Source organism: Roseibium sp. RKSG952 (genome assembly GCF_009711355.1).
The window spans coordinates 1-23,746 of record NZ_SMMF01000875.1; the positions used below are offsets into that span (position 1 = coordinate 1).

A 23,746-nucleotide genomic window follows, 5' to 3' on the forward strand; every position below is an offset into this window, starting at 1 on the left:
CCCGCGAGGCAATGACCGGCAGGTCGGGTTGGCCGGACGCTCACCAAGTACCTATCCACTGACACTTTTAATGATGCAAGTCCTGTTGCCAGCCAGCCACGGCAACACAAGGAGCGAGCCGGGCTTGACCCAAGACGCTCAATGTCAGTCCAGCCGGGCTTCCAGTTCCCGGCGTTCGAATGGCACGACTTCTCCGCTTGCCGCAAGTTGCCGGATGTCCGTGGGCGCACCGCTTTCATCAAGCATCACCAATCCGATCCCGGACGCATTGAGAATGCGCCGTCCATGGGGTGTTCCGACCGGCTTGCGCGGGATCACCCGCATGCCCCGGCGCTTGGTGAACCAGTTCAGGGGGGAGCGTGGCGAGAATGCCCAGCGATTGCCGTGGTCAAGGGCAGAGATCAGCTTCTCCGGCCAGGTGTTCTTGATCCCGCTGCTGCAAATCTGCCAGATCTTCGGATCGGAACCGGCGCCGTCCCGATGACGGCGCAATTCGACATCATAAACGAACGAATAATGCACATCTCCGGACAGGATCACGAAGTGTTCCGGTGTACTGCGATGCCGGAACACATTCAGGATCGCACTTGCGGTTCCAGGATGGGCCATCCAGTATTCAGCGTCCACCATCAGCGGTTTGCCCAGAACCGTGAACAGACGTTGCACGGCTTCGATCAGCTTGACCCCGAAAATCGGCGCTGCTGACACCAGCAAGACGGAACTCTTGCCACGCAAATGCCCCTGCAAATCGGTGACAGCCTCCCAGTCAAGAAGACCGGAGGGATAGTGGGTGTTGCGCTCGGACCGCCACCGCCGGGTGCGTGTATCGAGCACGATCAACGGCGGGCTGGTCGGCCATTCGAAGTCCCAGTGTTCGAAGGAAAGGAACTCGCCTATGGCCGCGTCGTGTTTCGCGCTTCCGGGCGCTTCAAGACTGCCTCTCAAAGGCGCTGACAAACCTTCCGCCAGAATTTCCGGCCGGTTGCCCCATCCCTGATTGATCCCGTAAGCAACCAGTGCATTGCCGATAACACGCCGGGACAAAGGGTGGCCATAGGCGGCCTCCTCCCAGGCAAGCGACAGGTTCCAGTCATCCGTCACATCATGATCGTCGAACATCATGGCTGTCGGCAAATGGGCCAACACCCTTCGGCAGGCGGGCAGATCCTCCCGGAACTGCCTGATTGCCCCGGTTTCTTGCGCGTACATCTTAGCGTCTTTTTCAGTCAATCCGTCCGGAACAGAGGGGTCGGGCAGGCTGCTCCAGGCAGCCGGCGACCAGACCAGAAGATACATTGCCAGCATTTCGGCCAGCGTAATCAGATGGTTGCGTGCATGCTGGGATGTAAAGACCGGTTTGGATGTACCGCCAAACAGGACATCAAAAACCGAGGCATTCTGGTCGATTTTGGGCAACAGCGTTTCGCGCTTGTAGAGCAGCCCGCCAGCCTTGCCCAGCGCGTTTCCAGATGCGGGAAAGCCCTGTTCCACACCTTCAAGCGCCTCGTCCGGAAGCCCAAGCCTTTCAACCAGCAAGCTGATTGACTGCAACATTGGCCCGGCTACATCGTCGACATAGACCTGATCGCCGCTGAGCACCAAGAGAGACGGCCAAACATGTTTATCTGATTCGTGATCAACATCGCCGGACAGACATTTTGCCAAATGCCGATCGGCTGCGGTCAAACCATCCCGCTCCTGGCTGTGCGGCTTGCGGCAAGATCCGTGCAGAAGAGCATCGACCCGTGTCGGCACCTTGAAACGTGGCAAGTCATTTTCAGGATAACACAGGTCCGGCGCCCAGACCGTATGGTCTTGCCAAGTTTTCTCCGGATCATCATCCAGCTGCAAGCTCAACCGGTAGGAAATCCAGGTATCCTCCGGCAGCGGATCTTTGAGCTGAAGGTCAACCAGAAGGTAGTGCAAATGGACACCGGCCGACAGGATCGGCAATTCCGGCGTGCCAGGCGCAAAAACGAAAGAAAGAGGTGGCAAATGGTCCGGAAACAGCTCCAGCCGGACCTTGGCGGCTGAACGGCTCGCGAGCCAAATCACGACCCGATCCGGTGTGACCTTCCGAAGGATCGGGCCTGCCAATACGGGCGGCAATTCCGGCTGTCCGGTCTTGAAGGTACTGTCTGTCTGTGTTTGCGGCATGATCTGAAACCGGGACTTCCAATCAGGTATCGATTACGGGAACTGTTTGCCCCTTCGCGGAGTGCGGGCAAATCCCGGCATTCTTGTGTCCTCGCATGAAACACTCTTGTCCCGTTCACTCATTCCCGGTCTGTGCCGGGCGTCACTACTGCGCAACGCCGGCAGTCTCATCCAAGTTATTGAAAAAACGCAAGACGTTTCAGGACTGTCCGATGCATGTTGCCCGCAACACCTCACAGCGTTGCTCAAGCACCCGGTGCGGGCTGACTGCGGCGTGACATGATGACCGTACCGGCAATAACGAACACGAGGCCGATATAGGCGTGCAAGGCGGGGGCCTGACCATAGACAATCCAGTCCAGCGCCGCAGCAAAAACGATCGAGGAATAGTAAAACGGTGTCAGGCTGGCAGGCTTGTTGACATAGCTGAATGCGATAGACCTCAACCACTGGTTCCCTATCGTGAAGACGGCAAAGGCAGCGGCCGTCAGGACAAGAATCACAATCGCATGCCCGCCGGTGCCCATAACGCTTCCAAACACGGCCCAGTCGCCTGCGACTGAGACCAGCAGCGCACTAAGCACGCTTCCGATCCCGAACATTGCGAAAGTCACCGGAAGGGCAGCATCCATTTTTGATTGACGGTGCTGAACTGCTTGCGAGCCCGCATTAAAGAGGCCGGCCAAAAGCCCGACAAGGACGAAAGGCTGCAGTTGAGACGTTGGGTCCAGAATGACCGCAACGCCTGCAAAGCTTATGATCACCGCCAGCAGAGTGCGGGGCTTGATTTCAGTTCCGAACGCGAGCCTGGTTACAAATGGCAAGAACAAACCCGACGTGGTGAACAACAAGGTCGCAATCAGGAGCGAGCCCTTGCCGAGCGTGTAGAAAAAGCACAATTGTGCCCCGAACGCGAAACCGGCACGAAAGGCATGATGTCTCCAGCTTGCCCATTTGAGTGGCTGGCGGTACACAATCATCAGCCCCGCCAACACCAGAAACGGGGCGAAAAATCGAAGGAAAACTGCAGCGGTCAGGTCTAGCGATTGGGTCATTTCCTTGCCAAACAGACCAACTGCTGCAACACAAACTGCCGAGGCGACCATCAACCCGATCGCGATTGCAAACGCCCGATTGGAGATCGGCGCCTGCCCCGTCATCCGGTCAGCTCCGAGCTGGCCACCACCCGGGCGATCCGGCTCAGGAACGTCATGGTGGCCTCATGCTGTGCGAGACTTGGCGAAGAACAAGCATCCCGCACAACAGTGACGGCCAGATCCCGGTCATGCGCCTCGCGGGCAGTCAACTCAACTGCATTTTCGGATGACACACCCATCAGCAGAACTTCGCGTGCACCCAATGCAGAAACAAGCGGCATCAATTCCGTTCCGTAAAAGCCGCTGATACGGTGTTTGATGATCACCGGCTCTGATCCGCGCACCTCAAGGCCATCGCAGAATTCCGTGCCCCAGGAACCAAGCACCAGGGCCCCCTTCTCCCGGGCCGCCCTGAAAATCGGTGATGTCCCGGAGCAAAACAGATAGTCCCGGTCAAACCCGACCTTGATATGGGCCACCGGGTTCCCTTGTGTCCGCGCCCATGTCAGGACGCGGTTGCAATGCTCGAGGACGTTACCGGCTTCGATATTCGCCGCCGCTGCTGCGATCTTTCCGTCGGGATGACAGATGTCATTGATGAAATCGATCGTTAGACAAAGGACCGTCATGACATTTCTCACTTGCGTTCGGCACAGGTTGGAGAAGTTCCTCAAAAGACGCAACGTAACCCTAGCAACGAACGCGCCCGATCAAAACCTGTTTCCGCCTTACCTCCGGAACTTATGCGAAAGCCGCTAAACGGGGCCGGAGACTAAAACAGATGCCTAAAGGAAAAGAGTGCAGATGCGCCCGTTTCGCCGGATGCGTGCCCTTCGTTAAACGACACAACACCCCCGAGGCCAAAGGATGTGGCGTCGCGGTGGCCGAAATCGTAGCGCAGCCCCATGTCAATTTGTCTGGCCTCCGGAACCAGTCCGACATCGTAGCTTGCGTATGTAATGGTCCCGTCCTGCGTCCGGCCGGAGGGCAAACGGAGCGTTCCACTGCCTTGCTCCACCCGCAGAGGTTGGCGAAGCATGAAGGTCAGCCGGTCCTGGTCTGAGAAAATCTCGTGAACCTTGATGCCGGACCCGAACGCTGTGTGCATCGAGGGCTCAAGGCTTTCCAGATAGCCCGCGCCGTTTGCCGCTGTCAGTCCAAACTCCGCATTGGCAAAGAACGACAGGCGTCTGGAATGCGCCCATTCCCCGGACAGGGTCAGGGCAGAACTTGTTGCCGAGAGCGTGTCATCGTCAAGGTCTTCGGCGCTCATGCCCAGCGCCGTGCCGTTTTCGCCATTGGCCGTAAAGCCGAGAACAGTTGTCAAACGCGGCGTCATGCTGCGTGCTGCGGAAAACCCGAAGCCCGCGGAGGCGATTTCATCCGCGTCATCCCGCTCGACGAAGGTCATGGCACTGAACCCGCGCCCGCCGCGCTTGCGAACGGTGGCAAAGGCCATGGTACCTGCACTGTGGGACATGATGGACGAATCCCCGGAAAACAGCCCCTTGCCCGACTGCATGAACCCGAGATCCCCGCCAATTTCCCCGGCGGGTCCTGACATGAACCGGAAACCACCGGTGTCAACGGCAAGGCCATTGTCCATGAAAGAATAGGACATGGCGGATGCCCGGTCGGCGGCACCAACGGAGCGGAACGACGCAAGCCGCTCTCCAAGATCATCTGACGAGCTGCCGATGATCGCATCGGCATCAATTTCAAAATCGGCACCGAGGGAATCATAGACTGCCATGGTTTTGCCGGAGAGCGCGTTGCTCAGCGCATTGCCATGCGCGCTTCCCGACGTGATGCTGACCGAGGCAAGAGATGTGACACCATCATAGGCATTGTTCGAAGTCGGCACCCCAACAGACCCGATGGGAAGCAGGGCTGCTTTCAGATCGAGAAACCCGTGCCCGAATTCTTCATTGTATCCATGCGTTACACCATTGCCGAAATCGACTTCATCGGTCGATGTAAAAAAGGTATTGTTGGCAGACGCAAACAACCGGTCCAGAAGGTCGGATGCAGGCAGAGACGGGAAGGCTTCGGCCAGAAGCGCAACCGAGCCGGAAATCTGAGGCGCGGCAAATGATGTTCCGGCTTCGAACGAATATGAGCTGTCGGTAGATGCCGTTCCGCCATAGGTGAACCCATTGGCGGTTAAACAATAAGCAGCGGTCTCAAGGCAGCCTGCCGAAACGCGATGAACCTCGGAAATATTTCCGCTTGAATCATATTCGGGCACCCCGTTCACCGCGACCGCCCAGCTGCCTTCGAGTTCTGGGAAAATTTCGGGCAAGGCCGCCATGACCGATGCACTGGTATCGCTCTCGTTGTTCGACTGCGCAAAAACGATCACACCCTGCATTGCAAACGTTTCAAGAGAGGAAATATAATCTGCCCAGTCACTGGCACTGCCAGTGACGCTGTTGCCTAGTATCTCCTCCGACGACAAAGTCGGATTGACGGCGGCAGCCTCGTTGAAATGAGACAAAGTAATTGTCACATCGTCCGAGTTCGGATCATTCGATTTGTAAACGTACGTCCAGGAGTTGTTCTGGACAACAGCGCCGATTGCCGCTGCATCAAGCGTGGCCGCTGCCAGATATGACAGAGGGGCATCAGAACCAGTTCCGTCATCCCAGGCTGTGAGGTGCAAATCGGCTCCCGATGCAACGCCCATGGTCCCGCTGCCATCTTCTTCACCGGCGGCAATGGTCGCGACATAGGTGCCATGATCGGCTGCATTGTTGCCGCCATAAAGAGTAATGTTTTTTCCATCCAACTCGTCGTGGGACAACAAGAAGCCCTCATCGACAATTGAAATCGTCTGCCCCGCGCCGGTCAGGCCCACGGATCGGGCGTATTGAAGGTTGATATCGGAATAGGCGTTGCTCTCGATATCATCCCCCAACCCGGTCCATTCACTGCTCACGGTTCTGGTTTGAGCCTGAAACTCAGCCGTCCGGGAGATGCTCTCAGCAACGCTTTCGTCGAAAGAAGTGACACAGGAGGAGTCGAAGGTTCCGGAGGCACCGGTTCCATCATCACAAGACCCGACCTCGATCACTTCGGCCGTTTCTGTCGAACTCGTGTCATCGACATCGGACGTCCCCGTCGAGCCGCCGCCATTGCAGGCAGACACCGTAAACAGGATCGCCGACATTCCCACCCACAGCGGAAGGTTCCGCATCAGCACACACGTCTTATTCATATTCAATATTTCATTCCGAACGAAGGCCATTTTTTGGCCGCATATATTTCCAATTTGTTTATAATCTTCCTTGCAAACATCTGTAAATATTGAGCATTCCGACCGGAACCAGAATGAAGAAGTGTGCCTTAATTGCACCTGACGCTGCGTATTCCTGATACTACGCAGACCAAACCGCACGAAAAATGGTCCTATCGAAACAGACCTTCCGTATAAGTGGCGTAAAACGTCAGGGAGGCATCGCTCGAGTGCCACATTTTCTATTCGCCTCCACCGCCGGGGACGTATGCGGTATGATCGGCTCACTCGAGATCGCCCTTCACATTTTTCATGCACACTCCATCCGCTTTCCTCGGATAAAGTCAGGGCAAACTCAGAGGTGGCCGGAACTGGCAGCGTCGACTGGAAAGACAGCATTTCGAGCCTGGACAGGGGTAGGTCAGAACGATGGAGCGGAAAATCACAACCACACGCGATGGTGTCTCGCTCTCTTTTCTCACCGGCGGACGCGGGAGGGATCTGTTGATGCTTGGCGGCTGGTCCCAGGCAGCGACCCTGTTTACCGGCCAGTTCGAGGCCTTTGCGCAAAGCCACCGCATTGTTGCCCTCGACAACCGCGGACATGGCGAATCTGCCAAACCCGGGGATGGCTACAGGATCCAGCGCCTTGCAAAGGACCTGTTTGACGTCATCGTGTACCTTGGGCTGCATGACTTCGACCTGGTCGCCCACTCCCTGTCGGTGTCGATGACATGGGCATATCTCGACATGTTCGGGCCGGAGCGCCCGCCCCGCCGGCTGGTTTTGATCGATGAACCCGCCGCCTTGCTGGCAAGACCGGACTGGCCGGACACGGAAGCGGCACAAGCCGGTGCGGTCATTCCGTCCCTTGAGGCCATGAGCGGGCTTCTGGAAGCTGTGCGCAACACCCGCACTGTTGACGACCATCTTGCAATAGTGGGCGGAATGTTCTCGGAGCGGATAAACATCGCGGACCGGACCGCACTCGCTACAGAGAACCTGAAACTGCCGAGGGAATATGCGGCGCGTCTGATCGAGAACAACGTCCTTCAGGACTGGCGGCCGCTCCTGCCGAACATTCATCAGACATCTCTTATATTCGCCGGGGAAGCGAGCATTCATCCGCTGGAGTCACAGGCGTATGTCGCCAAATCGATGCCAAATGCCCAACTCGAGGTGATCCCGGCCGCAATGGGCGGCAGCCATTTTCTGATGTACGAAAATCCGGACCTGTTCAACAGGAAGGCACTCGCGTTCCTGAACGGCTGAAATAGCCTTTTCAAGGTCAGAACGTCAGGATCAGTTCGTTTTGCCGGACCGTTTCCCCGCCCCCCAGGGCATGCAAGAACGCATGGAATCCGGCCGCGCCTTCATCAACATTCAGCAGCGACAAGGCCTCCGCCCCTGTGGCACGAAAAGCTTCGGCGACAAGCGTCCGTCCAATCCCCTGCCGCCGGCTGCTCTCGTCGACTGCCAGCTGGGCAATCGTGGCAGACGGCTTTACGGCAATTATCCAGCCAACAAGTGCGCCATCACGATAGGCCCCGAGCAAAAGACACGAATCACCGACATTTTCAAGGCTGACATCATCGTTTTGAGCGGTTGGCGCAATATCACCGAAATCTCCTGCCGCACGGACATCGTCGAAGGTGATTGGCCGGATATCGAACGCATGCGCTGATACCTGCAGCGCCGGCATCTTGTAGCAGACTACCTGCCTTTGCTTGCGGAAGCCGTTGCGGTCGTAGAACCGTTCCGCAGTCCGGTTTCCGCAAATCACTTCAAGCTGCAGACCGGACGCGCCCTGCTCCTGCAGCCTTTCACGCCCCTTTTCCAGCAAACGGCCCATGACGCCCTTTCCGCGTTCGGGAGGTATTGTGCCGGTCATAATCGTATAGGCCCGGTGTTGACGCTGGCGGCACGGCATGGCGTTCAGCCAGAAGCCGGTCACACGCTCCTCGTCAAACGCTGCCAGTGACCCCTCTAGCCACAATCCACGTTGCCGCATCATGAAATCGAACTGGCTGCGTGCAATCCCGAACGGGATCACGTAATCCGAAAACGCCAGACAGACCGCTTCAAAAAGAGCGTCCAGATCCGCCCCAGTCAAACTCCTGATATGCTGTTGCATTCCCTAATCAAAACTCTCCGCCACGTCGTACATCACCGGCTCGAAACTCTTGCACAAGGTGCTCATGCGCTTGGTTCGGATGCGCATTTCCTGCGAACGCAGCATCGCGAGGAAATCCTCGCGCCGGCGCCACTGTGAGTAGTTTGCGATCCGGGTTTGCGCGTCGTTAACATGCAAACCGGCCCCGATGAAGCCTGGTTGATGGCGGATGAAACTTTCGTAGGCATCCTTCAACTCCTCAAGCAGGTCCCAACAGGTCCCGGGCGTCAGGTCGAACGTGGTGATCACCGTCTGAATGTCGGATCCGGCGGATATCTGCGGCATGTCTCTCCTCCTCCCCTGCCCGGCCAATCCGATTGGCCATGTCCCTTCGTGTGATCATGATAGCCACATAAAGCTCCATGGGGATGATTAATTCTCCGAAACGATTCCCCGCACTTGCATGTCGCGGGCCGTAGTGCGGCTCAATGCCAGGATTGTCCGGTAGTGCGGTGAGCGGGCACTCGCCTTGCGCCATCCAAGAACAATCTGCCGCCGCATCGGGAAATCCCTGATGGCTTTCAGGAGCACGCCTGTTTCCTTGCCAAACTCCGAGGCAATATATCCGGCCGGAAACAGCGCAAGCCCCATGTCGATCGACACCATCTGGCGAAGCGCATCCAGGCTGGTACCTTCGTAATCTTCCCGGAACAGTGCTCCGGCCGCCTGCGCCAGGGCCTGTCCGTCTTCGTAAAGCCTGTGCCCCCGGCCAAGGGTCAGCAGCCTTTCTCCGCGCAACGCTTCCAGCGGAACGGTAGAGACCCCTCCAAGCGGATGATCCGAAGGCAGGGCAAGCAGCAGCTCTTCGGTGCAAATCACTTCGCTTTCGACCTGATCGGAGGCAAAAGGGGCCGGGCACAAGACACAATCCAAAGCACCCGACAACAGGTCGGGCAGAAGCTGAACCGGTCTCTCTTCGCGTATATAAAGCTCCAGTCCCGGAAAGGCCGACTTGAGGCGCGGCAGGATGTGCGGCATGAAATAGGGTCCGAAGGTAGGCGCGACACCGAGACGTACCAGCCCGCCCAAATTGCCGATCCGGGCACTAGCAGCAGCGACAATTTCATCAAGTGCTTCAAGAACCTGATGCGCCAGCGGCAGCAACGCTTCCCCTGCGGGTGTCAAACAGATGTCACCGCCCCCGCGGTCCAGAAGAGCAACGCCGAGCTGCTCCTCAAGGAGCTTGAATTGCGCCGACAAGGTCGGCTGGGACACGTTGCAGCGCTCGGCGGCCCGGCCGAAGTGGCAGATCTCTGCGAGCGCAAGAAAATACTCCAGTTGCCGGGCGGACGGCCGGTAGCCCATTTGCAGAGAGTCTCCGATAGATAAAAACGATCAATTCAATACAATCAATGTATTTCAACTATGATCCATTTCAAACCATATTCGAAGTGTCACGAAAGAATGTTAGGAGAAAACGCTGATGTACACCCGTTTGAAAGCTCTGCGCAGCCAGCACGAAACGCTGGAAACACAGATCCGGCGGGAGGAAAAGCGTCCGGCACCCGACGCAATGCACATCCGGACATTAAAAAAGTTTAAACTGCGGATCCGCGACGAAATTGCCAGACTGGAACACGTCCTCGACCGTAAACAACGCGCAGACCTGCTGCCGACCTGAAAGGAACACGCCATGCGCCCCGTATTCTGGCCGTTTATGTTTCCCCCTACTACCAACGCCATGTCCGTCAACGACCGGCGTCAAATGCGGCTCAAGGATCTCGAGGCCCGCATGAGCGGTTTCTTGAACGAAAAAAGATCGACCGCCTGCGACACGGTGCTGGACAAGGTCGAGGCGAGCCGAGCAGAGCTGCGCAGGACACGGACCGCGACCGTGTAAACCGGTCTGCCGGATCGCCAACCCCGCCCAACTGCACGGGCGGGGTTTTCTTTTTTGGCAGCCGCATCAGTTTCGGGGATCAGGTTTCGTTGTCGGGTTCACTCCCGGGACCCGCGAACCGTCGCTTCACCGGTTCAATCGGTTCGCGCAGGCAAACCACGCCCGTTGTTCCACCACCGGTTCGGGTTTCGGCTTTCGGGGTCATAAGCCGCACGACTCACCCAATCCTCTCTTAGAAATATCACCGGCTCTTCATAATGGTGAACATAGAGGATGGCATCCATCACCTGTTCCAAAACAACCATGTCCCGCTCAATGGAGATTTTCAGCTCGACCATTGGGTAAGTCTCCGTGCTACCGGGCTTGAAATCAGCCACATGCGTATCCGTGGTCGACTTCGCCGTTGGCTGAGACGTCTCGCGCCCTGATGCCGAAATACTGGCATTGCGTTGATACCGGCCATAGCCGAGCGGGTGGACCGCCATAACCGCGTCCAGAATGCGATCCGTGTCTTCGGGCAGGGTCTGGATCTCAAGTGTCCAGACCGGAATGAAAGTTCCCGACCTTGCCTTGTACTGTGCCAGATCTGTCATTTATGCCTTTTTACGGTCCGCTCTTTTGGGTTGGCCAATTCAGACGCCTGAACCATGCTCGGCCGCGAGCATTGTGGTGAACTGCGTGACCGCTGCAGGTTCCACCCCTGCGGCCCGGAAGACTTCAGCAGCAAAACTGACGGGCGCTGTCCCGGGAGCCGTGATCACGGCGCGATCCGAAACTGCAGAAGGTGTGTCTTCGAAATGCGCGGACCCGCCATAACCGGCAGCGTTCTTGATCAGAAAGCCCTGATCGTTTGAGGTATGGCGAACGTCTTCAAGCAGCCCGGCACGCGCGAGTGCCAGTGTCCCGCCGCAGATACCTGCCACTGCCACGCCCAAGCGTTTGAGGGCCGCCAGCATTTCGCTGATATCCAGGGCATTGCCACTCTCCCAGATCATTCCCCCAACAACGACAACCACGTCCGGCTGCCAGACCTGCACCTCGTCAAAACCACTAGGCACCTGAACCTGCAATCCGCCCTGAGATCGAAGATTGCCCGCCGCAGGGGCAAAAAAGCCCACCTCAAGGCCGTAGAACGGCCCGCCCGTTCCTGCAATCAGGGCGTATTCCCAGTCGGCGAACCCATCGGTGAGCAAAAGAGCGACTTTTGGCATTCCTGACCCTTTAGAGCGCAAGTAGAACATATAAGGAACATAACATTACCATTCCGGAGGGCCGGGTCAAGGCACTTGCCCCGACCGACGCATTCAATCCTCAATCCACATAGTATTCAGTTTGGTGCCGCTCCGAATGCAAAGCGAACTTGGCGCGGCGAGCCGGCTTGCATAATCTGCGCAATAGTCCGGCTGCCTGACCTCAGGCGACGCTGAAGCCAACCTCCAAGTCTGGAACCTGCATGACGTCTTCGCCCTATTTCGCGCCAACCGGGGGCCATCCGCCCCAAACCCAACTGCTCACCGACCGGGCTGTCTTCACCGACGCCTATGCGGTGATCCCGAAGGGTACCATGCGCGACATCGTCACCAGCTTCCTGCCGTTCTGGACCGGAACGCGGCTTTGGGTCCTGTCACGCCCGCTCTCCGGATTTGCTGAAACCTTTTCGCAGTACATCATGGAAGTCCAGCCCGGTGGCGGCAGCGAGACCCCGGAAACAGATCCGGAAGCCGAAGCGGTCCTGTTCGTGGTCGAGGGAACGCTGACCCTGACCATTGCGGGCGATGTCCATGTCATGGAACCGGGCGGATATGCCTACTTGCCGCCCGCACTCGATTGGCGCGCGCATAATGAAAGCCAACAGCCAGTGCGCTTCCACTGGGTCCGCAAGGCCTATGACAAGGTCGCCGGGCTCGACGCCCCGCAAGCCTTTGTCACCAATGAAAAGGATATGACCCCAAACGAAATGCCCGGCACGGAAGGCAAATGGGCAACCACTCGTTTTGTCGATCCGTCCGACCTTCGTCACGACATGCATGTCAACATCGTCACATTCGAACCGGGCGCCGTGATCCCCTTCGCCGAAACCCATGTCATGGAACACGGGCTCTATGTTCTTGAGGGCAAGGCGGTCTACCGGCTCAATCAGGACTGGGTCGAAGTGGAGGCTGGCGACTATATGTGGCTGCGCGCCTTTTGCCCTCAGGCGTGCTACGCGGGCGGTCCGGGAAAATTCCGGTATTTGCTTTACAAGGATGTCAACCGCCACATGAAGCTGCGGTGATGGCCATGCCCGAGACAATCCGGATCGAGCCCCTGACCACCGGCGCCTTCGCCCCCTTCGGCGATGTGCTTGAAGCCGCCGGTGCACCGGACAAGGTCATCAATCAGGGCAAGTGCGGCCGCTATCACGATCTGGCAGCCCTCGATTTCACTGGCGATGGCTCAGCCGGGGTCTCCCTTTTCAAGTCGGAAAAGCGGACCCTGCCTTACAAGCTGGAAATGGTGGAGCGGCATCCACTCGGCAGCCAAGCGTTTCTGCCAATGTCGCTGGAACCGTTTCTCGTGATCGTTTGCCCCGATGATGACGGCAGGCCGGGACGCCCGCGCGCATTCCGGACACATCCCGGACAGGGCATCAATTTTCACCGCAACACCTGGCACGGGGTCCTCACGCCTTTAAGCGATCCAGGCCTCTTCGCCGTTGTCGACCGGATCGGCACTGGCAACAATCTGGAGGAATTCTGGTTCGACAGTCCTTATCTGGTCACGGAAGAGGCACGCTAGATTTCCAGCTATCACCTGCCGAACCGTGTGGTCCCGCAAGCCGGATAACGCAGTTTCAGCCTGACAGATTTCGCTTCAACCGCAATCAGGCCACGATCCTGTTAATAATCACAGCTGTTCGCTCGAAAGCACCGGACGCTATGATGACAGCCAGCTGCGTTCCACGCGCATTGTCCGGGAGGCTGCATGAAAAACGTCATGGCACAGGCAGTTTCATTTCTTCTGCTGACAGCAACTGCCGAAGCCAGTCCGCAGACGCTGTTTGATGCTCTCAATGAACAGTTCAGCTATATGCAGGCCGTAGCCGCCTGGAAAAGGGACACGGGCAGCCCTGTCGAGTATTCGGGAAGACAAGCAAGACTTTATACCCAGCGCCAGCTGGTCAATGACGCCAATGCAGCCGCCGATAACGGTCTCCATTATGAGCGTGCCCATGATTTTTTCGAAGCCCGGTATGCGGCCACCAACGAAATCCAGTATTGCTTGATAACCCAATGGACCGAAGATGAATCAGCACCCGTTCAATACAAGGACATAAATGAAGTCGTCCTCCCTGCTCTGACAGGCTTGCGGACGACTATCATCGAGAGCCTCGCTGAAGAAACCATCACTTCCGAACATGAGAAGGCATTCAAGGAAACCATCCAGGTTGACTGCCTGTCCGAAGAAACAAAGGACAAATTGTTCAACACATTGTTGAAACTGAAATGAACCTAGCTTTTTCATCACTGCAAAGGGGGGGCGGACGAGCATGAGACCTAAGACTGTGAAGGCTCTGGTTATCCTGGGCGCACTCACCCTGGTCTTGCCGGGGAAGGCGTTCGGTTCTCCGGAAGCGCTATTTGAAGCGATCAATGAGCGTCTGGAATACATGGAGCCCGTCGCGGCATTCAAACTTAAACACAATGACCCGGTAGACGATCCTGCGCGTGAAGCCGTGGTCCTGAAAGCCGCAACCCGGCAAGCCGTAAAGGAGGGCTTACCGGCAAGCCCTGTTGAAGCCTTTTTCCAGGCTCAAATGAACGCAGCCAAGAACATTCAAAACTGCTGGATTGCCCGTTGGGGAAAAGGGGACCCGGTCCTGCAGGATGCTCCCGATCTCAAAACAGTGGTCAGACCTCAGCTGATTTCCCTTGGCGACAAGATCATCAAGTTGATGGCCGATGAAACGGTGACACCAACCGATCTTGCCAGCTACAACGCGACGGTCAATGTGAAATGCCTGTCTCCCGCGGCCAAACAATCCGTTTTTGAGGCCCTGCTACAGGTTCAAAATGCATCCAAAGCTCAGTAGAACGCCCTGCACCAAGCAGGCAATGAACATCGCGCTTCTATAGCCCAAATTTCGCTCATGGATTGTGAACACTCATTGCCTATCCCGGATTCTGGCCGCACTATCAAGGGAGTTTTTCCCCGGCACCACTCCTATCATCATGGAGAGCCTCATGACATCAGAGACCCCATCCCTCGGCCGGCGGATTGCGCGCCTTCCCGGTCAATTCATCCTTGCGCTCATCAATGCCACATCCATTCTTGTCATCGTTGCCATTGTGCTGGTCCTGATGATGCTGAACCGGGTCGAAACGGCCGGGGCGCAACTCGCCTCCAGTGTTACCGATGCGGCAATGTCACGGTTGCAAGTGTCACCGGAGGACTTCAGGGCGCGGCTGATGTCGATCGACCAAAAACTCGACCAGCTTTCTTCTGCGCTTGAAAACCCCGGCATCGCCGACAACAACGTGCTTCGTCAGGATCTGGCGGCCCTGAACCGGAACATCACGGACCTGAAAGTCGCCGCCCAAGGGTTGACCATGGCAGGCCCCGACGTCACAGAAGCAGCCTTGCAGCAGGCAGGGACGGTCATTACCAACACCCTGATCGGATTGCGTGACTGCACGCCCCTACCACAAACGAATACAAGCGAGACGACCCCTCCATCCAGCTGAGAAGGCCATTACCTTTCGTGCAATCCTGCGGTCGCGCGCCCTTCAAGCTGTCAAGCAGACCCGCAGTCGCTAAGGGCTTAGGGACATTGCCGTGGGCCCTTGACATGACTATGAAGGATCAGTCTCCATTGGGCCTGGGCACCCGCACATCCTTGCAAAACAGCTCGTAAAGTGTGCCGATGATCGAACTGACTTCCTGGTTCATCAGGCTATAGTAGATCATGCGTCCATCGCGCCGGGACTGCACGAGCCCTTCAAGGCGCAAGCGCGCGAGCTGCTGCGACACCGCCGCTTGCGGCATTGTCAGAATGTCTTCGAGTTCAGAAACCGATTTTTCGCCTTCGGACAAAAGGCACAGGATCACAAGCCGCACCTCGTGGGAGAGCGCCTTCAACAGTTCGCTGGCCTTGCGCGCTTGCGCCATAAGCTGATCGAACTCAGCTGCATCCATATCACTCTTGAATATCGGAAGGTTCATTGTCCTATCCGCACCGGTCGTTGTTTATATACATGCCTGCTATCGCATTGCAGCATTATCCGACTTTTCATACCGCATTGCAACAACAGTACCTGACCCTTAAGTTGATGCTCGCGGCGATTTTTCAAGCGTTTCCGTAACCGTATTACCCGAAAGTGTTCACCGGAACAGTCTCATATTGTTCATTTTCAACGCTGCGATTGCAAAAAAGGCCACAGCATCAATCGCTTAACAAGATAGTCTTCCATGCTGACAGCCTGGGTTTGTGCCTGCTTCACCAACCCTGATCGCGTCCAACTGCTCCAGTCTTTGAACTGGCCACCCCATTGGAAGGCCTCATGATGATGATAGCATATCTCCAATGATCGATCACAGAGTGTTCGGTCCGCAAGGCATACCGACAAGCGAACCCGCCACGCCATACCGCCATGCCAAAGACCCGCCTGCTGGCACAACATTCATAAAATTCTAAAGAAACTTCATTAATCCATTGATTTATCGCGTATTACAGAGACGAAAACGCCCAGCGCCAGGCAACTCATAGTGAATAGGCAGGCTGGTATCAGCGCATTCCATCCGACGTACACAGCGCATGGAAATCAAGTCATCTGCGCAAATAAGGCTATTTAGTTCAGATACTTATTTGCGCTTTCTAAGATACTTAGTCATCGCATGGGCCGCAGCACCTGGATATCCAGATCGCGAATCTTCTTGCGCAGCGTGTTGCGATTGACCCCAAGAAGCTCCGCAGCCTTGATCTGGTTGCCACGGGTCGCGGCAAGGGCAGCGCTGATCAACGGATATTCCACCTCGCGCAGAATCCTGTGATAAAGCCCCGGCGGCGGCAATGCGTCTCCGAAATTGTCGAAATAGCCGGTGAGATAACGTTCTACTGAGCCGCCCAGATTGGCTGCCTCATTGGTTTCCTCTTCCAGCGGCGTGGCGGTCGGGTGACTCAACTCATGCTCAAGCAAGCCCTCGGTGATCACATCCTGCGGATAGAGTGCAGCCAGCCTGCGGATCAGGTTTTCAAGTTCCCGGATATTGCCGGGCCAGCGGTAGCGGCGCAGGAGATTGAGCGCTCCCTGATCTATCTGCTTGGCCGCCAGTCCTTCCTTTTCGGCCAGCGAAAAGAAATGCCGCACAAGATCGGGAATGTCCTCGATACGTTCGCGCAGCGGCGGCAACCGGATCGGCACAACGTTCAGACGGAAATAAAGGTCTTCGCGGAACAGGCCCTGATTGATCAGATGGCGCAGATCCTTGTTGGTCGCCGCCACAATCCGGACATCGGTCTTGATCGGGATACGACCGCCAACAGTTGTGTATTCGCCTTGCTGAAGCACGCGCAAAAGCCGGGTCTGCGCCTCCATCGGCATGTCGCCAATCTCGTCCAGAAACAGCGTCCCGCCATCGGCCTGCTCGAACCGGCCGGAGCTGCGCACCTGAGCGCCGGTAAAGGCCCCCTTCTCGTGACCAAAGAGCTCGGCCTCGATCAAATCGCGCGGTATAGCGGCCATGTTGATGGCAACGAAAGGGCCATTCCGGCGTTTGCCATAGTCATGAAGCGCGCGGGCAACCAGCTCCTTGCCGGTGCCCGATTCACCGTTGATCATCACGGTCAGATCCGTTTGCATCAGACGGGCGAGCACGCGATAGATTTCCTGCATGGCCGGGGACCGTCCGACAAGCGGCATGCCCTCATGCATGTCGTCATCCTGACCGAGGACCGGACGCTTCTTCGGCTCTTCCAGGGCCCTGCCGACAATCCCGGTCAGCTCCTTCAAGTCAAACGGCTTGGGCAGATACTCGTAAGCCCCCTTCTCGGAGGCCTTGATCGCCGTCATGAAGGTGTTTTGCGCACTCATCACGATGATCGGCAGATCCGGCCGCTGCTTTTTCATGCGCGGCAAAACGTCGAAAATATTTTCATCCGGCATCACCACATCCGTGATCACCAGATCGCCGTCACCGGCACTGACCCACCGCCAAAGTGTTGTGGCATTCGACGTCATGCGCACCGTGTAACCTGCGCGCGACAGCGCCTGATTGAGTACCGTCCGGATCGCGGCGTCATCGTCGGCAACTAGGATCGTGCCTGTTGGCATGGTCAAGAAATCCTGTCTTTGTCGGAAAGTCCAAGGGCCGGTGCACCGGCCTCGGTGAAGGCGGGCATCAAAATGCGGAAAACGGTCTGCCTCGGCTGACTGTCACACTCGATCACCCCGCCGTGACCGCCGATGATCTTGGCAACCAGCGCAAGCCCAAGGCCCGAGCCATTGGTCTTTGTGGTGATGAACGGTTCGAAAAGATGCGGCATCAGGTCCTCCGGCACGCCGGGGCCATTGTCCTCCACACAGAACTCAAGCGGCAGACTGACCCGATTGTCAGTTCCCGGCACAGACAGGCGAACCCCCGGGCGGAATGCGGTCGTAATCCGGATTTCGCCATCGGACTGGCTGCCGATCGCCTCGCAGGCATTCTTGATCAGGTTCAAAAACACCTGAATCAACTGGTCCTTGTTGGCATGGACCGGCGGCAGGGACGGATCATAGTCCTCCACGATCCTGACATCACGTGCAAACCCGCTGTCTGCAAGACGTTTCACATGATCCAGAACCACATGAATGTTGACCGGCTCGCGGGCAATCGGACGTTCATCGGAAAACACTTCCATCCGGTCGACCAGCTTGACGATCCGGTCAGTCTCGTCGGTGATCAAGCGGGTTAGCGCCCGGTCTTCGTCGGGAACGGATTGCTCCAGAAGCTGGGCTGCACCGCGGATCCCGGACAAGGGGTTCTTGATCTCATGCGCCAGCATGGCAGCCAGTCCCGTGACCGTGCGCGCGGCTCCGCGCGAGGTCAGCTGGCGGTCGATCTTTTCCGCCATGGTCCGTTCCTGGAACATCAGCACGACGGCGCCGGGCCGGTCGGCAACCGGGGCCGCGTTGATGTCGACAACCTTGTGCGATCCGATCCGGGGCGATCCGATATCGACCTTGTATTCATTGATCGCCGCACCGCGCTCGCGCACCTGATCGATCAGGGTCAGCAGCGGGCTGCCAAAGGGAACGAATTCGCTGACCGGGTAACGGCGCAGGACCGCCACACTTGACCGCATGAAGATTTCAGCGGCCATGTTCGCCGTTTCGATCACACCATCCGGGCCGACCAGCACAACCGGATGCGGCAGGGCATCAAGGATTGCGGCCCCGCCATTGATCAGGGTTGCTTGCCGTTGCGCATTGTCATGCTGCTTGATCATGCAGCACTCCGCGCAGCCGGTGCCGCAAACCAGTCAGCGGCAAGCCGCAAAACCTCTGTGGGCTCGTGGGAGGTCATTAATGCCCGCCGGACACTACCCGGCACCTCGCAATGGCTTTCGGTCAGATCCAGATACCAACCCAAATGCTTCCGGGCGATCCGCAATCCGCCCTCTTTTCCATAGTGATTCAAGATGTCCTCATAATGCGCTGTCACGAGCCGGCTCAGGTCCGGACCGCTCGGATCCTGCAGGTGTTCACCGGTTTTCAGGTAATGTCCGATATGGCCAGGGAGCCAGGGGCGTCCGTAAGCACCGCGCCCGATCATGACACCATCCGCTCCCGAGGCACGCAGCATCGCGCTTGCCGCCTCGAAGGAAACACAGTCGCCATTGGCAATCAGCGGCACAGAAATCTCTTCCTTGACCGCCCGGATCGCATCCCAGTCCGCCGTTCCTTTGTAAAACTGACAGCGGGTCCGTCCGTGAACAGTTATCAGCCGAACGCCAGCAGCCTCTGCGCGGCGCGCAAGCTCAGGCGCGTTGATCGAACGCTCATCCCATCCAAGGCGCATTTTCAGGGTCACCGGAATGTCGACCGCCTCGACCGTCGCCTCGATCAGGGTCAAGGCATGATCGAGATCCCGCATCAGTGCCGATCCCGAATAACCGCTGGTGACTTTCTTGGCCGGGCACCCCATGTTGATGTCGATCACATCGGCACCCAGACCCGCAATTACCCGGGCAGCCTCATCCATCCAGCGTGCCTCGCGGCCTGCCAGTTGCACCACATGCAAACCACTGTCCTGGGCTTCGGCGCGCATTTGTGTTTCAGCATCACCCTTGACGAAGGATTCGCTTGCCACCATTTCGCTGACGACCATTCCGGCGCCACACCGCGCGGCAATCCGGCGGAACGGCAAGTCGCTGACACCCGACATCGGCGCCAGAACAGCTGCACAAGACAGTTCATGCGGACCAATGCGGAGAGGTGGCGGACTATAAGATTGCAGGCGCAAGGCGGTATTGCTCATATCGTGTGCACTTCAATTATTGCCCATATAATAGACATTCACATCTTTGCAGCAAGTGGAAATTGCTTCCGCCTCAACAACATGCTTGAAGACAGCCTTGGCAACAGCTCATCACCCGCAGGATGAACGAGGACCGAATGACCACGCAGATTGCTGCCTTGATCGTGGCCGCCGGCCGCGGCAGGCGGTTTGGCGCTACAGACCGGGAGGCGCCGAAACAATATCACAGGCTCGCCGGGCGCCCGGTGTTGAGCCATACACTGGATGCATTTCTCAGTCATCCCCGGATTTCCCATGTACTTGTGGTGATTTCGCCCGACGACCTGCCGCTCTACGAACACGCAGCCGAGCGATGCCAATCCACGCGGAAAAGCCACTTGCTCCCGCCGGAAACCGGTGGCGAAAGCCGGCAGATCTCGGTTCACAACGGCCTGACAGCGCTTTCGGCACACACTCCCGATCTGGTGCTGATCCATGACGGCGCACGCCCGCTTGTGTCTCGGGCTGTCATTGAAGGCGTGATCGGCAGCCTTGAAAACGGCACGTCTGCCTGCCTTGCAGCAACACCGGTGTTCGACACCTTGAAACGCAAGTCCGATAAAAAGATCCCTCTGGAAACAGTTGACAGAACAAGCCTTTTTGCAGCCCAAACACCACAGGGCTTCGCCTACGCAAAGATCCTCAAGGCACACGAACACGCTGCCCGGCAAGGTCTGACAGACTTCACCGACGATACCGGACTGGCGGAATGGGCAGGTCTCAGTGTTGAGCTTGCTCCGGGCGACACCGACAACCTGAAAATCACCATGCGCGGCGACCTTCAGCGCGCGGAACGGATCCTTAAAATGACACAGCTCCAATCATCTCCGCCTCTTGCCAGCCTGCCGGACATCCGTGTGGGAAGCGGATATGACGTCCATGCGCTGGAACCCGGCGACGGGGTCATTCTATGCGGGATCAAGATCCCGTTTGACCGCAAGTTGAAAGGCCATTCGGATGCGGATGTCGCCCTTCATGCGGTCACGGATGCCATCCTAGGCGCAATAGCAGACGGCGATATCGGCATGCACTTTCCGCCCTCCGATCCGCAATGGAAGGGAGCCGCCTCAGACCAGTTTCTTCAAGAGGCCATCCAGCGGGTCGAGGCACTCGGCGGCCGGTTGGCCCATATCGATGTCACCATTGTGTGTGAAGCGCCAAAGATCGGGCCACACAGGGACGCGCTTCGCCAATCCATGGCCGGGATCACGCAACTCCCGCTCAACCGGATTTCGGTAAAGGCCACCACCTCGGAAAAACTCGGGTTTACCGGCCGCTCCGAAGGGATTGCCGCAATGGCAAGTGCAACGGTCCGGCTGCCATTCATCGACGCATAACGGGAGCATGCAAATGAGCGATCCGAACCTGACGGCCTATGACAGACTGTTTCCGCTTGCCCGGGAGGTGATTACCGTTTGCTCCACACGCGGATTGCGCATCGCCACTGCGGAATCTTGCACCGGTGGCCTGATCGCCGGCCTCCTGACCGAAATCGCGGGCTCCTCCACCGTCCTGGACCGGGGCTTCGTCACCTATTCCAATGAAGCCAAACACGAGATACTGGGTGTCGGTCAGGACTTGCTCGCCACTTGTGGAGCTGTCAGCGAACCGGTTGCACGCGCCATGGCCGAAGGCGCCCTGTCCCGTTCAAATGCGCAAATCGCCGTTTCTGTCACAGGCATTGCCGGCCCGGGCGGCGGCAGCCTGGAAAAACCGGTTGGAACCGTTCATTTCGGGCTGGCCGCCGAAGGTCGGCCGACCGCCCACGCCAAACACCTTTTTGAAACCGAGGGACGGCAATTCATCCGGGCCGCAGCAATCGAAACCGCCTTGCGGTGGATCCTCAAGACTGTTCAGCAGCAACAACAAAACGGATTGTAATACGAACTATTTACAATGATAGTGATACATGACAGTCCTTCACCACTTGCGCTGGCGAAACGGTAACCGCGGCGTTTCAGGGGATCTTGATGAAACCGGTCTTGTTCATGTGTCTGTGCCTGCAAGCCATTTCCGCAACAGCTTTCGCCCAATCCATTCCGGCTCCGGGCGATTACTACCTGATTGCCCGTTCTTCCGAAAACCAGTTCCGCAGCAGCCACAAGATATTCGTGCGCCCGTCCGACGGCTTGCGGAAAGTTACATATTGCAACCGGACTTATTGGGTCCGGCCATACACCGTTGCCTGGTCCCAAATACAGGTCGAAAATGAGCTTCAGGTGCGGGTCGAGTATAATGGCGGCAAGGGCTGGCGGCCGATTTGCGAAGACCCCGAGCGGCAAGTGACCTTGTCCGACCTCGGCATCGCGATGGACCCGCGAGATGTTCTCTACGTCGATCCGGAGACAAGTGCAGCACTCAGCCGCATGGATACGATCGGCCGCGCCTTCCGAACCCAGTTCGGAAACAAAAATACCGACCGCACGAAAGACTGATGACCCAGATCATACCGCAAACAGCAATACCCGCTTAGATACCGGGCTGGCGCGGATCATGCGATTGATTGCAGCGCGAAAAGATGCAATTATAACAACACAATCGATGATCTGATCATCAGCAAACCATTGCTCCGAATGAAGAGCAAGGTGAGACAAGAATGCTGAAACTCTGCACCGCCGCCGCTCTGCTGGCCATGAGCTTTTCCTCAGCCCAAAGTGAGGTCACAGTCGAGCCCGGGGATTTTTACATGATCTCGCGCGAGGAGGACGGCAAGTTCCTCGCAAGCCACAAGATCTTCCAGCGTGAATCGGACGGCCTGATGGAAGTAAGCTACTGTGGGCGGGCCTTTTGGGTTCGGCCCAAAACAGTCGCCTGGACGGAACTGGAAACCGATAACCTTCATCATGTCAGGCTCGAATACAACCATGGCAAGGGCTGGGTATCCGTCTGTGAAAAACCGACCGATCACGTCACCTTGAAGCTCCTGGGCATAACCATGGACGCCGATCAGGTCATTCGATCAGATGGCGCTGCACTAAGGTTCATGACCCGGTTTTCCGCCATTTCAAAGTCGTTCAAAAAACGCGACACCACTGCGGACGAACAATCTTCCGCCCCGGTCTTCCCGGCCAGACAGCGAACTGAAAAGTCTTTCGTGCAAGACGTCAGATTCGATTAACACTATCCCGGTATCGTTCCAAGGACGGACCGAAGAAGTCGCAGTACTACAAGCAAGGTCTCAAACGAAAGCCCCGGATGCGTATCCTATTGACTTTGGCAATGCTGTTCGTGCCGGGTGATCATGCCAACGCAGAAATTCCCGTAGCGCCGGATGGCGACTACTATATCCGTTCAGAAACACCGGACGGTGTTTTCAACGGCGTACATCAATTGATGCCCGGTCCAAAACCCGGCTATGTCAGGGTGGTTTACTGTGACCATATTTTTTGGATTCGCGGCGCAACGGTCATTTGGTCTGAAAGGGAATCAGCGGCAGGCCAGCTGATTACAATTGAAAACAACAACGGCGGACGGCGCGAAATATTTTGCCTTCCTGATCCAGCTGCCCTTCAGCCGGAAAACCTCGGCCTTGATCAAAATGAAATCGACCGCATCCGCGCCGACCAATCATCATCGGGTGACATGCGCGACCGTTTGCGCAGCATTCGGGATGGATTCACCCGGCAATAAACCGGATAAGCCGCCATTTTTCTCGCTGCTCTCATACTCGAAAGTGATCACGGAGACGTTACTTCACACAATCGATG

General features: G+C 57.2%; 26 protein-coding genes. 13 read left to right on the plus strand and 13 right to left on the minus strand.

From position 1 onward, the window contains the following. Positions 1–144: 144 nt before the first annotated feature. From E1297_RS12720 to E1297_RS12735, 4 genes are all read right to left on the minus strand, one after another. On the minus strand, positions 145–2,157 hold the full coding sequence (locus E1297_RS12720) for an alkaline phosphatase family protein (protein ID WP_155138640.1): 2,013 nt from the start codon (positions 2,155–2,157) through the stop codon (positions 145–147). Positions 2,158–2,402: 245 nt separating this feature from the next. After that, positions 2,403–3,317 (minus strand): DMT family transporter, encoded by a 915-nt coding sequence (locus E1297_RS12725; protein ID WP_155138642.1) that lies wholly within the window; start codon positions 3,315–3,317, stop codon positions 2,403–2,405. Next, positions 3,314–3,883: a cysteine hydrolase family protein gene (locus E1297_RS12730; protein WP_155138644.1), complete on the minus strand. Its 570-nt coding sequence runs from the start codon at positions 3,881–3,883 to the stop codon at positions 3,314–3,316. Before E1297_RS12730 ends, E1297_RS12725 begins: the two co-directional genes overlap by 4 nt. A 143-nt stretch (positions 3,884–4,026) precedes the next feature. Next, positions 4,027–6,471: a S8 family peptidase gene (locus tag E1297_RS12735; RefSeq protein ID WP_209015772.1), complete on the minus strand. Its 2,445-nt coding sequence runs from the start codon at positions 6,469–6,471 to the stop codon at positions 4,027–4,029. A gap of 447 nt (positions 6,472–6,918) precedes the next feature. Here E1297_RS12735 and E1297_RS12740 point away from each other — a divergent pair, with 447 nt between their 5' ends. After that, the gene (locus tag E1297_RS12740) at positions 6,919–7,761 is read left to right on the plus strand and encodes an alpha/beta fold hydrolase (RefSeq protein ID WP_155138649.1); all 843 of its coding nucleotides are present in this window, start codon (positions 6,919–6,921) and stop codon (positions 7,759–7,761) included. 16 nt (positions 7,762–7,777) lie between these two features. Here the strand turns inward: E1297_RS12740 and E1297_RS12745 are convergent, their stop codons facing one another. The 3 genes from E1297_RS12745 to E1297_RS12755 all read right to left on the minus strand — a co-directional run bounded on the left by E1297_RS12745 (position 7,778) and on the right by E1297_RS12755 (position 9,967). Continuing rightward, on the minus strand, positions 7,778–8,623 hold the full coding sequence (locus tag E1297_RS12745; protein ID WP_155138651.1) for a GNAT family N-acetyltransferase: 846 nt from the start codon (positions 8,621–8,623) through the stop codon (positions 7,778–7,780). 3 nt (positions 8,624–8,626) lie between these two features. Continuing rightward, the gene (locus E1297_RS12750; RefSeq protein ID WP_155138653.1) at positions 8,627–8,947 is read right to left on the minus strand and encodes an antibiotic biosynthesis monooxygenase; all 321 of its coding nucleotides are present in this window, start codon (positions 8,945–8,947) and stop codon (positions 8,627–8,629) included. Between the two features lie 87 nt (positions 8,948–9,034). Further along, on the minus strand, positions 9,035–9,967 hold the full coding sequence (locus tag E1297_RS12755) for a LysR substrate-binding domain-containing protein (RefSeq protein ID WP_155138655.1): 933 nt from the start codon (positions 9,965–9,967) through the stop codon (positions 9,035–9,037). A gap of 118 nt (positions 9,968–10,085) precedes the next feature. Between E1297_RS12755 and E1297_RS12760 the strand changes: the two genes are divergently transcribed. Together E1297_RS12760 and E1297_RS12765 are read left to right on the plus strand one after the other, a co-directional pair. Next, positions 10,086–10,283, plus strand: coding sequence for a YdcH family protein (locus E1297_RS12760; RefSeq protein WP_155138657.1), 198 nt, complete (start codon positions 10,086–10,088; stop codon positions 10,281–10,283). Between the two features lie 12 nt (positions 10,284–10,295). After that, a complete protein-coding gene (locus tag E1297_RS12765) occupies positions 10,296–10,502 on the plus strand; it encodes a hypothetical protein (RefSeq protein ID WP_155138659.1) in 207 nt (68 codons plus the stop codon). A 134-nt stretch (positions 10,503–10,636) separates the two neighbouring features. On the opposite strand, the gene E1297_RS12770 is transcribed toward E1297_RS12765, so the two are convergent. Continuing rightward, positions 10,637–11,095 carry a hypothetical protein gene (locus E1297_RS12770; protein WP_155138661.1) on the minus strand — a complete coding sequence of 153 codons (459 nt, stop codon included), beginning with the start codon at positions 11,093–11,095 and terminating at the stop codon, positions 10,637–10,639. Positions 11,096–11,134: 39 nt separating this feature from the next. After that, positions 11,135–11,713 (minus strand): DJ-1/PfpI family protein, encoded by a 579-nt coding sequence (locus tag E1297_RS12775; protein WP_155138663.1) that lies wholly within the window; start codon positions 11,711–11,713, stop codon positions 11,135–11,137. A 242-nt stretch (positions 11,714–11,955) separates the two neighbouring features. Between E1297_RS12775 and E1297_RS12780 the strand changes: the two genes are divergently transcribed. From E1297_RS12780 to E1297_RS12800, 5 genes are all read left to right on the plus strand, one after another. Beyond that, positions 11,956–12,777 carry a bifunctional allantoicase/(S)-ureidoglycine aminohydrolase gene (locus tag E1297_RS12780; protein WP_155138665.1) on the plus strand — a complete coding sequence of 274 codons (822 nt, stop codon included), beginning with the start codon at positions 11,956–11,958 and terminating at the stop codon, positions 12,775–12,777. 5 nt (positions 12,778–12,782) lie between these two features. Beyond that, complete coding sequence (locus E1297_RS12785; protein WP_155138667.1) at positions 12,783–13,280, plus strand: ureidoglycolate lyase; 498 nt, start codon at positions 12,783–12,785, stop codon at positions 13,278–13,280. A 186-nt stretch (positions 13,281–13,466) separates the two neighbouring features. Then, on the plus strand, positions 13,467–13,991 hold the full coding sequence (locus E1297_RS12790; RefSeq protein ID WP_155138669.1) for a hypothetical protein: 525 nt from the start codon (positions 13,467–13,469) through the stop codon (positions 13,989–13,991). Between the two features lie 40 nt (positions 13,992–14,031). Beyond that, positions 14,032–14,574 (plus strand): gamma subclass chorismate mutase AroQ, encoded by a 543-nt coding sequence (gene aroQ, locus E1297_RS12795; RefSeq protein ID WP_155138671.1) that lies wholly within the window; start codon positions 14,032–14,034, stop codon positions 14,572–14,574. A 151-nt stretch (positions 14,575–14,725) separates the two neighbouring features. Beyond that, positions 14,726–15,226, plus strand: coding sequence for a hypothetical protein (locus tag E1297_RS12800; RefSeq protein WP_155138674.1), 501 nt, complete (start codon positions 14,726–14,728; stop codon positions 15,224–15,226). Positions 15,227–15,344: 118 nt separating this feature from the next. Here the strand turns inward: E1297_RS12800 and E1297_RS12805 are convergent, their stop codons facing one another. The 4 genes from E1297_RS12805 to dusB form a co-directional block, all read right to left on the minus strand. After that, positions 15,345–15,704, minus strand: a complete 360-nt coding sequence (locus E1297_RS12805; protein WP_155138676.1) for a helix-turn-helix transcriptional regulator — start codon at positions 15,702–15,704, stop codon at positions 15,345–15,347. A gap of 665 nt (positions 15,705–16,369) precedes the next feature. Then, positions 16,370–17,812: a nitrogen regulation protein NR(I) gene (gene ntrC / locus E1297_RS12810; protein WP_155138678.1), complete on the minus strand. Its 1,443-nt coding sequence runs from the start codon at positions 17,810–17,812 to the stop codon at positions 16,370–16,372. Between the two features lie 2 nt (positions 17,813–17,814). After that, positions 17,815–18,969: a nitrogen regulation protein NR(II) gene (locus E1297_RS12815; RefSeq protein WP_155138679.1), complete on the minus strand. Its 1,155-nt coding sequence runs from the start codon at positions 18,967–18,969 to the stop codon at positions 17,815–17,817. Further along, entirely contained in the window at positions 18,966–20,000 is a 1,035-nt protein-coding gene (gene dusB / locus E1297_RS12820) for a tRNA dihydrouridine synthase DusB (protein ID WP_155138681.1), read from the minus strand. The genes E1297_RS12815 and dusB overlap by 4 nt, the downstream gene beginning before the upstream one ends. A 137-nt stretch (positions 20,001–20,137) precedes the next feature. On the opposite strand from dusB, the gene E1297_RS12825 reads away from it, so the two are divergent. From E1297_RS12825 to E1297_RS12845, 5 genes are all read left to right on the plus strand, one after another. Beyond that, on the plus strand, positions 20,138–21,376 hold the full coding sequence (locus E1297_RS12825; RefSeq protein ID WP_155138683.1) for a bifunctional 2-C-methyl-D-erythritol 4-phosphate cytidylyltransferase/2-C-methyl-D-erythritol 2,4-cyclodiphosphate synthase: 1,239 nt from the start codon (positions 20,138–20,140) through the stop codon (positions 21,374–21,376). Positions 21,377–21,389: 13 nt separating this feature from the next. Further along, positions 21,390–21,920, plus strand: coding sequence for a CinA family protein (locus E1297_RS12830; protein ID WP_155138686.1), 531 nt, complete (start codon positions 21,390–21,392; stop codon positions 21,918–21,920). 89 nt (positions 21,921–22,009) lie between these two features. Further along, positions 22,010–22,474: a hypothetical protein gene (locus E1297_RS12835; RefSeq protein WP_155138688.1), complete on the plus strand. Its 465-nt coding sequence runs from the start codon at positions 22,010–22,012 to the stop codon at positions 22,472–22,474. Between the two features lie 161 nt (positions 22,475–22,635). Then, on the plus strand, positions 22,636–23,157 hold the full coding sequence (locus E1297_RS12840) for a hypothetical protein (protein ID WP_155138690.1): 522 nt from the start codon (positions 22,636–22,638) through the stop codon (positions 23,155–23,157). A gap of 101 nt (positions 23,158–23,258) precedes the next feature. Further along, complete coding sequence (locus E1297_RS12845) at positions 23,259–23,669, plus strand: hypothetical protein (protein WP_155138692.1); 411 nt, start codon at positions 23,259–23,261, stop codon at positions 23,667–23,669. Positions 23,670–23,746 lie beyond the last annotated feature (77 nt).

Bases quoted from the DNA above. Each gene is read 5' to 3' on its own strand.
- E1297_RS12780 (WP_155138665.1), top strand. From the start codon at position 11,956: ATGACGTCTTCGCCCTATTTCGCGCCAACCGGGGGCCATCCGCCCCAA.
- E1297_RS12835 (WP_155138688.1), top strand. From the start codon at position 22,010: ATGAAACCGGTCTTGTTCATGTGTCTGTGCCTGCAAGCCATTTCCGCA.
- E1297_RS12745 (WP_155138651.1), bottom strand. From the start codon at position 8,623: ATGCAACAGCATATCAGGAGTTTGACTGGGGCGGATCTGGACGCTCTT.
- E1297_RS12770 (WP_155138661.1), bottom strand. From the start codon at position 11,095: ATGACAGATCTGGCACAGTACAAGGCAAGGTCGGGAACTTTCATTCCG.
- E1297_RS12765 (WP_155138659.1), top strand. From the start codon at position 10,296: ATGCGCCCCGTATTCTGGCCGTTTATGTTTCCCCCTACTACCAACGCC.
- E1297_RS12775 (WP_155138663.1), bottom strand. From the start codon at position 11,713: ATGCCAAAAGTCGCTCTTTTGCTCACCGATGGGTTCGCCGACTGGGAA.
- ntrC (WP_155138678.1), bottom strand. From the start codon at position 17,812: ATGCCAACAGGCACGATCCTAGTTGCCGACGATGACGCCGCGATCCGG.
- E1297_RS12800 (WP_155138674.1), top strand. From the start codon at position 14,726: ATGACATCAGAGACCCCATCCCTCGGCCGGCGGATTGCGCGCCTTCCC.
- E1297_RS12730 (WP_155138644.1), bottom strand. From the start codon at position 3,883: ATGACGGTCCTTTGTCTAACGATCGATTTCATCAATGACATCTGTCAT.
- E1297_RS12725 (WP_155138642.1), bottom strand. From the start codon at position 3,317: ATGACGGGGCAGGCGCCGATCTCCAATCGGGCGTTTGCAATCGCGATC.
- E1297_RS12805 (WP_155138676.1), bottom strand. From the start codon at position 15,704: ATGAACCTTCCGATATTCAAGAGTGATATGGATGCAGCTGAGTTCGAT.
- E1297_RS12720 (WP_155138640.1), bottom strand. From the start codon at position 2,157: ATGCCGCAAACACAGACAGACAGTACCTTCAAGACCGGACAGCCGGAA.
- E1297_RS12785 (WP_155138667.1), top strand. From the start codon at position 12,783: ATGCCCGAGACAATCCGGATCGAGCCCCTGACCACCGGCGCCTTCGCC.
- aroQ (WP_155138671.1), top strand. From the start codon at position 14,032: ATGAGACCTAAGACTGTGAAGGCTCTGGTTATCCTGGGCGCACTCACC.
- E1297_RS12750 (WP_155138653.1), bottom strand. From the start codon at position 8,947: ATGCCGCAGATATCCGCCGGATCCGACATTCAGACGGTGATCACCACG.
- E1297_RS12830 (WP_155138686.1), top strand. From the start codon at position 21,390: ATGAGCGATCCGAACCTGACGGCCTATGACAGACTGTTTCCGCTTGCC.
- E1297_RS12735 (WP_209015772.1), bottom strand. From the start codon at position 6,471: ATGAATAAGACGTGTGTGCTGATGCGGAACCTTCCGCTGTGGGTGGGA.
- E1297_RS12840 (WP_155138690.1), top strand. From the start codon at position 22,636: ATGCTGAAACTCTGCACCGCCGCCGCTCTGCTGGCCATGAGCTTTTCC.
- E1297_RS12760 (WP_155138657.1), top strand. From the start codon at position 10,086: ATGTACACCCGTTTGAAAGCTCTGCGCAGCCAGCACGAAACGCTGGAA.
- E1297_RS12790 (WP_155138669.1), top strand. From the start codon at position 13,467: ATGAAAAACGTCATGGCACAGGCAGTTTCATTTCTTCTGCTGACAGCA.
- E1297_RS12740 (WP_155138649.1), top strand. From the start codon at position 6,919: ATGGAGCGGAAAATCACAACCACACGCGATGGTGTCTCGCTCTCTTTT.
- dusB (WP_155138681.1), bottom strand. From the start codon at position 20,000: ATGAGCAATACCGCCTTGCGCCTGCAATCTTATAGTCCGCCACCTCTC.
- E1297_RS12845 (WP_155138692.1), top strand. From the start codon at position 23,259: ATGCTGTTCGTGCCGGGTGATCATGCCAACGCAGAAATTCCCGTAGCG.
- E1297_RS12755 (WP_155138655.1), bottom strand. From the start codon at position 9,967: ATGGGCTACCGGCCGTCCGCCCGGCAACTGGAGTATTTTCTTGCGCTC.
- E1297_RS12815 (WP_155138679.1), bottom strand. From the start codon at position 18,969: ATGATCAAGCAGCATGACAATGCGCAACGGCAAGCAACCCTGATCAAT.
- E1297_RS12825 (WP_155138683.1), top strand. From the start codon at position 20,138: ATGACCACGCAGATTGCTGCCTTGATCGTGGCCGCCGGCCGCGGCAGG.